This window comes from Spirulina subsalsa CS-330, from assembly GCF_028330765.1.
GTDB lineage: Bacteria > Cyanobacteriota > Cyanobacteriia > Cyanobacteriales > Spirulinaceae > Spirulina > Spirulina subsalsa_A.
In genome coordinates, this window is the sequence record NZ_JAQMTY010000034.1 from 1 (window position 1) to 6,314 (window position 6,314).

Here is a 6,314-nt window from a genome sequence, read left to right on the forward strand (position 1 = left end):
CAGGATAAATCAATGGCGTTAGTCGTTGAGCCTAGCAACCCTCTGCAACTCTCGTTGTTTGAGTGGATAAATGGTCAGGTAACTGGCTGTTCAGAATCCCCCACTATAGCCCGTAGGGTTTAGTGGGGGAGTATGTCAAGCTCAAGAATAAGCACCGAGCAGAGGAGCAAAGGAGCAGTTATGAGTCTTAATGGTGTCAGTAATGTCGCGATCGCAACTGTTTTAGTCGATAGTGGATTCTCTCTACAGTCCGTGACAAGCCTCGCTCATGTCCTGGGCTTACTGTGCCTCGCGTTGCTCTTTAGTGCAGTGCCCGGAACCCTCGCGTATTTAGTCGCAAACCGTCGTCATGTGCCCTGCAATCGCCTCACCTTGATGATTGTGTTGATGGCGACATTCCTTAGCCTTGCCTTGCTCGGCGAAACGTGGCAATGGTTTCATCCCCATTCCGTGGGGGCGATCGCGCTCCTGTGGATCACCGTCATCTGTGGGCTGGACTTGCTCGTGATCCTCTTGCCTCGGTTTGAGAAGATCCTCTCTCTCCCCAGTGCCAATCAGTTGGTGCTCGTGAATCAAGTCATGCAGCGGGAAATCAATGAACGCAAACAGGCTGAAGCCACCCTCAAACAATTAAACGAAGAACTGGAAATGCGGGTCGAACAGCGCACCCGTGCCCTCCAAAGCACGCTCCAAAAACTCCAGTTAGAAATGCTAGAGCGTCACGAAGCCGCAGCGGCTCTCCGCACCTCTGAAGCCACCTTAATCGATCGCAACACCCAACTCGAAGCCACGGTGCGAGAACTGCGAGCCACCCAAGCCCAGTTAGTCCAGAGCGAAAAAATGTCGAGTCTGGGGCAAATGGTGGCAGGCATTGCCCACGAAATCAATAATCCCGTCAACTTCATCTACGGTAATCTCAGTCATCTCCAAGAATACGCCACGACGTTAGCAAATATTTTGACCCTCTATCGAACCTATCACCCTGAACTCGATGAGCAGATTAGTCAGATCTGCGATCTTGAAGAGTGGGAGTTTATCCAAGCTGACTTTTCCCGCATTCTCCAATCCATGGATGTCGGCACGAGTCGGATTCGTGACATTGTGCGATCGCTCCGTAATTTCTCCCGCCTTGACGAAGCCGAACGCAAGTATGCCGATCTGCACGATGGTCTAGATTCCACCCTGATGATTCTCAACCGCCGGCTCAAAGCCGGCAGCGATCGCCCCGAAATCAAGATTATTAAACAGTACGATCAGCTACCCGCCCTCGAATGCTACCCCGGTCAACTCAATCAAGTGTTTATGAACTTGTTGGCCAATGCGATCGATGCCCTCGAAGAGCACCAACCCGACCAACCCGCGATCGAAATTTCCACAGCACAAACGGATCAGTGGATCACGATCCGCATCAAAGACAATGGCATTGGCATGAACTCCCAAACCTTAACGAAGGTCTTTGATCCCTTCTACACCACCAAGCCCGTCGGTCGTGGCACAGGCTTAGGGCTGTCCATTAGTTATCAAATCATCGTTGACAAGCACCACGGCCATCTTCAATGCACCTCGCAATTTGGGCAAGGAACTGAATTTCAAATTGTCTTACCCGTTACCCCCGCCCATCTCGAAGCCGTCCCCACTCTTCTCTCGCCTGCTGCCCACATTGTACCCCAATTAATCTCTGCCTAATCCCCCGTCCCCACCGGGGCCTGACAACCATGGGCTAAGGAGCATCTGGTAAATCAAACAGCACCGTATTCATGTAAAAATCTGCCCAGTCATCCCCAAAGGCAGCCGCGAGCACGCGACGGGTTTTATCGTTTTGGCGTTGTTTGGTGCAGTAGTTGGCTTGGCCGTGCCAGTTGGCATGGATTTGATCGGGGGGTAGGGGGGATGCGGCGATCGCCTGCTGACAATGGATCGTTAAAAAGCTCTCAATCCGCTCAATAAACGCCGTTTCTTCCGTCTCCCCCTCCGGACGAATAAACAAACAAAAGTCCGAAAAAATATCTCCCCAGTCCGGCAACTCGCGCACCTGGGAAAACTGCGGCGCGGGTAAGGCGTGCAATGCCGTTTGATAACCGAGGGGTAACTGTCGATCAAGTTGAGTGGGGGACAGATCGACGATCGCCGCACTAATTTGGCCCCGTCCCCCCACCAAATCACAGCCGAACATGGGCAACGCATGATCCAAATTAGGAAACATCACACAATGGAGAATGTCGAGATTTTTCCCCACCTTGGCGAGTTCTAAATGGAGTTTGCGAAACGAGCGGGTTTGATAGCAACGGTTTTCAATCCGGAGCCGCTCCCCTTCGAGCTTGCCTTCCACATAGCCCAATTCCTCCGGCAGGGGGTAGGGTTCGAGGTCAAGTTCCTGATGCCAAACCTGAAGAATGCAATTCGCCAATCGTTCGATCAGGGGATGCAGTTCGGTGCGGAGTTGGGGCGGGTTGGCGATCGGGGACATAGGGGTTTCCATTCCTTCAGCAGCGTGCAACATCAAGCATATACTGGGGGTGATCCCGGCCTGGCCGAGAGATTACAAAACATTAAGTTCAGTCAGGATGAAAGCAATATGTTTGGTTTAGGTTGGCCCGAAGTGGCCGTGATTGCAGTGGTGGGGATTCTCATTTTTGGCCCGAAAAAAATTCCCGAATTTGGCAGTGCCCTCGGCAAAACATTGCGGGGATTTAAAGACGAAATGGAAAATCCCAGCCCGGATGAAAATGAAGAAGAGGAGAGCGATCGCCCCTAAAGATCCCCATCCCCCACTCTCCACCCATTCCGCTCCGAAATTCCCGACCGGAATCAGTGTAGAATGTTAAGAAATCTATAGTTTCCTTGCCCCGTTTGAGGTCAACCATGTCGCTTCCTATTCGCAACGTCGCCATCATCGCCCACGTCGATCACGGCAAAACCACCCTTGTTGATGCCCTGCTCAAACAATCCGGAATTTTCCGCGAAGGCGAAGATGTGCCCGACTGCGTCATGGACTCCAACGACTTGGAACGGGAGCGCGGCATCACGATCCTCTCCAAAAACACCGCCGTCCGCTACAAAGACACCCTAATCAACATCGTGGACACCCCCGGCCACGCTGATTTTGGCGGTGAAGTCGAGCGCGTCCTCGGCATGGTAGACGGCTGCATCCTGATCGTCGATGCCAACGAAGGCCCGATGCCCCAAACCCGCTTTGTCCTCAAAAAAGCCCTCGAAAAAGGCCTGCGCCCCATCGTCGTCGTCAACAAAATCGATCGCCCCAATGCCGACCCCGATGCCGCCGTGGATAAAGTCTTTGACCTGTTCGTCGAACTGGGCGCAGACGATGATCAGTGTGATTTCAACACCCTCTACGCCTCTGGCCTCGATGGCTACGCCAAAGAAACCCTAGCCGAAGATGGCCAAGATATGGAGCCGCTGTTTAATGCCATCTTGCAGCATGTTCCCCCGCCGGCCGGTGATCCCGAAAAGCCCCTCCAACTCCAAGTCACCACCCTGGACTATTCCGAGTATTTGGGGCGGATTGTGATTGGTCGCATCCACAACGGCACGATCTTCGCGGGACAACAGGCCGCCCTCTATAAAGATGATGGCAGTATTGTGAAAACCAAAATTTCTAAACTCCTGGGCTTTAACGGCTTGGCGCGGGTGGAAATCCCCGAAGCCTCTGCCGGTAATATTGTGGCGGTGGCGGGGTTCGCCGATGCCAATATTGGCGAAACGATTACCTGTCCGGACAATCCCCAGGCGTTGCCGCTGATTAGCGTTGATGAACCGACGTTACAGATGACGTTTTCGATTAATGATTCGCCCTTTGCGGGTCAGGAAGGGAAGTTTGTCACGTCGCGGCAATTGCGCGATCGCCTCTACCGCGAATTGGAAACCAACGTCGCCCTCCGCGTCGAAGAAAGCGATTCCCCGGATAAATTTTCCGTCTCCGGTCGGGGTGAATTGCACCTGGGGATTTTGATCGAAACCATGCGCCGCGAAGGGTACGAGTTCCAAGTGTCTCAACCCCAGGTGATTTATCGCGAAATCTCCGGCCAACCCTGCGAACCGTTTGAATATCTCGTCTTAGACGTGCCTGAAGCTGCTGTGGGCAGTTGCATCGAACGTTTGGGGCAGCGCAAGGGTGAAATGCAGGATATGCAAGTGGGGATCAACGGCCGCACCCAACTGGAATTTGTGATTCCGGCCCGGGGTTTGATCGGTTTCCGGGGTGAATTCATTCGCCTGACGCGGGGTGAAGGGATTATGAACCATAGTTTCTTGGAATACCGGCCGCTGCTGGGGAATGTGGAAACCCGCTACAACGGTGTGATTGTGGCCTTTGAGGAAGGGACGGCGACGTTCTATTCCTTGAAAAATGCGGAAGATCGCGGTGTGTTCTTCATTGAACCGGGCACGCGGGTCTATAAAGGTATGATCATCGGGGAGCACAATCGCCCCCAAAACCTGGATCTCAATATCTGCAAAGCGAAGCAACTCACCAACCATCGCGCTGCGAGTGGGGATGAATTGGTGCAACTACAAACGCCGGTGGAGATGAATTTGGAGCGGGCGTTGGAATACATTGGCCCCGGTGAATTGGTGGAAATCACGCCACAATCGATCCGGTTACGCAAAATCGACATGAAGAAGCTGGCCAAACGCTAGAGTTATCTCCGGTTGTTGCAGCGATCGCAACAATAGAATCCCGCTCATTCCGATCAAACTGATCCGGTGCGTGGCACTGGGTCAGTTTGATCTGCTCTGTCGGCGTTGTCATCCTTCGGGATGGTGTGGGGGATTTTGGGGGTTGAGGCGATCGCAGCGATCGCCCGCTGTCCCCGCTTTTCCTCGCTCATGCTGGCAAACTTGATGAATTTCAGTGTGATATGTTTAGGGTATGTAAGATTCGCTCTAGATGCTCTGAGTGTGTCTTACGTCTAGCCCTTGTACCGCAATAGCCATCTCGTCGCATTAGGGTGCTGAAGTTGAGTGGGCTGGGCAGTTACTATTGTGAGTCATGCCGAGCTTGATTGGAACACGCAGTCATCCGAAAATTCCCTAACCATGTCCTTATCTCCCCAAATTTCAACCGATCAAGATTTGATCAACAGCCTTGATCCCAGCGCGATGGATCAAATTCTGTTCTATCTGGCGTTTAGTGCGATGCGAGTGGGTGGCCATCGCCATGGTGCATTTTTAGATGCCGCCGCCACCGCCGCGAAATGTGCGATCTACACAACCTACATCGAGCAGGGTGAAAACATCCGCATGACGGGGCATTTGCACCACATTGAGCCGAAGCGGGTGAAGGTGATTGTCAATGAAATCCGCCAGGCATTGACGAAAGGGAAACTCTTGAAGATGCTGGGGTCTCAAGAACCGCGCTATCTAATTCAGTTTCCCTATGTGTGGCTGGAAAAATACCCTTGGGAAGCGGGGCGATCCGTGTTAGCCCACGCATCGCGCCTGGTCCAAACCAATCTCACGGGGGAACAAAAACAATACATTGAAGATAAACTCCCCGCCGATTTACCCAATGCGCAATTGATCAACTCATTTCAGTTTTTTGAATTGATTGAGTTTTTGCATTTGCGATCGCAAGAAGAACTCCCCGCCGAACGTCGCATGACCATGAGCGAAGCCCTCGGCGAACATATCAAACGCCGCCTGATCTACTCCGGTACCGTGATGCGCGTCGATAACCCCTGGGGCCTCCCCTTCTATGCCCTCCTGCGCCCCACCTATTCCCCCAGCGGCCCAGAAGAACGCACCTACACCATGGTGGACGATACCGCCCGCTTTTTCCGCATGATGCGCGATTGGGCCGAGGAAAAACCCCACGCCATGCGCCTCCTCGAAGAACTCGACATTCCCCCCGAAAACCTCGAAGCCGCCAAGGCCGATTTAGACCATGTGATCCGGGCATGGGCCGATCAATGGCACGAACAAGGCAATCCCACCATGGTGCTGCAAATGGTCTTTGGTGATCCGCAAGAAACCTAGATCTCTAAGGTCAGAGGCGACCAGGGTCTACAGCAAGACAAAAAAAGGAGGCTTCCGAATGGAAGCCTCCTTACTATCAGGGTGCATCTACTGAATTTCACTATACTGGCTGGGGCTGGGGGGTTGATCCCCCTACCATGAAGCTCCCATCAAATTTTGTATAAATTTTGTATAAACTTCTGTTGACACTCTCCGGCGTAAACGCACGAAGATTCTTAATTCAGCGACTGACCTTTAAGCACCGTATCTCTTTCGAGCAATCCTCAAACCTGCCAACCGTGAAAAACACCAATTAACGAGCCTGATTTACAGCAACCCCA

General features: G+C 52.8%; 6 protein-coding genes. 4 read left to right on the forward strand and 2 right to left on the reverse strand.

What is annotated here, in order from left to right; all coding sequences use genetic code 11:
* The first annotated feature begins 180 nt into the window (after positions 1-180).
* Positions 181-1,686, forward strand: coding sequence for a sensor histidine kinase (locus PN477_RS02585; protein WP_272121687.1), 1,506 nt, complete (start codon positions 181-183; stop codon positions 1,684-1,686).
* 34 nt (positions 1,687-1,720) lie between these two features.
* On the opposite strand, the gene PN477_RS02590 is transcribed toward PN477_RS02585, so the two are convergent.
* Complete coding sequence (locus tag PN477_RS02590) at positions 1,721-2,479, reverse strand: phycocyanobilin:ferredoxin oxidoreductase (protein WP_272121689.1); 759 nt, start codon at positions 2,477-2,479, stop codon at positions 1,721-1,723.
* Between the two features lie 96 nt (positions 2,480-2,575).
* Between PN477_RS02590 and tatA the strand changes: the two genes are divergently transcribed.
* Together tatA and typA are read left to right on the forward strand one after the other, a co-directional pair.
* Positions 2,576-2,755: a twin-arginine translocase TatA/TatE family subunit gene (tatA, locus tag PN477_RS02595; protein ID WP_417158736.1), complete on the forward strand. Its 180-nt coding sequence runs from the start codon at positions 2,576-2,578 to the stop codon at positions 2,753-2,755.
* 107 nt (positions 2,756-2,862) lie between these two features.
* On the forward strand, positions 2,863-4,656 hold the full coding sequence (gene typA, locus PN477_RS02600) for a translational GTPase TypA (protein ID WP_272121693.1): 1,794 nt from the start codon (positions 2,863-2,865) through the stop codon (positions 4,654-4,656).
* 53 nt (positions 4,657-4,709) lie between these two features.
* Here typA and PN477_RS02605 read toward each other — a convergent pair whose 3' ends face one another.
* On the reverse strand, positions 4,710-4,847 hold the full coding sequence (locus PN477_RS02605; RefSeq protein WP_272121695.1) for a hypothetical protein: 138 nt from the start codon (positions 4,845-4,847) through the stop codon (positions 4,710-4,712).
* Positions 4,848-5,073: 226 nt separating this feature from the next.
* Between PN477_RS02605 and hetR the strand changes: the two genes are divergently transcribed.
* The gene (gene hetR / locus PN477_RS02610) at positions 5,074-5,994 is read left to right on the forward strand and encodes a heterocyst differentiation master regulator HetR (protein WP_417158737.1); all 921 of its coding nucleotides are present in this window, start codon (positions 5,074-5,076) and stop codon (positions 5,992-5,994) included.
* The last annotated feature ends 320 nt before the right edge of the window (positions 5,995-6,314 follow it).